Below are 802 nucleotides of genomic sequence, written 5' to 3'. Positions count from 1 at the left end.
TTCGGATCTTCTAGCGCTGCTGGGTTTACAGTATCGTTCGCACCAATAACCAGAACCGTATCTGTTTCTGAGAAATCATCATTGATTTCGTCCATTTCCAGAACGATGTCGTATGGTACTTTCGCTTCTGCAAGTAGCACGTTCATATGACCAGGCAGACGACCCGCGACAGGGTGAATACCAAAACGAACTTCAATACCTTGTGAGCGAAGTGCATCAGTAATTTCATGCACCGGGTACTGCGCTTGCGCTACTGCCATGCCGTATCCCGGAGTGATGATTACTGACTTCGAGTTTTTCAGCATTTCAGCCACTTCTTCAGCAGTGGTTTCACGGTGTTCGCCCTGCTCTTCATCACTTGAAATGATAATCTCTTGACCAAAGCCACCAGCAATAACACTGATAAACGAGCGGTTCATCGCTTTACACATGATGTATGACAGAATTGCACCTGAAGAACCAACCAAAGCACCTGTTACGATCAATAGGTCGTTTGCAAGCATGAAACCTGCTGCTGCTGCTGCCCAACCTGAGTACGAGTTAAGCGTAGAAACAACAACTGGCATATCCGCGCCACCAATGGATGCGACTAGGTGGTAACCAAATGCGAACGCAATTAACGTCATCACGATAAGCGCGAACATGCTGCCATCTGCTTTTACGAAGTAGATCATTAGAAGCGTTGAAACTACGATCGCAGCCAGATTCATTTTGTGCTTGTGAGGAAGGTTCAGTGGAGACGATGAAATCACACCACGTAACTTACCAAACGCAACAATAGAGCCAGTGAACGTTACAGCAC

Annotated in this window: 1 protein-coding gene; it reads right to left on the bottom strand. The window is 46.6% G+C overall.

The window, feature by feature from the left end; translation table 11 throughout:
• The coding region (locus tag R7Q48_RS26370) for an NAD(P)(+) transhydrogenase (Re/Si-specific) subunit beta (protein WP_318133149.1) at positions 1 to 802 on the bottom strand (802 nt) is incomplete at both ends.

It is taken from the genome of Vibrio sp. 378 (assembly GCF_033339435.1).
This window is presented reverse-complemented; position numbering and strand designations above follow the sequence as displayed.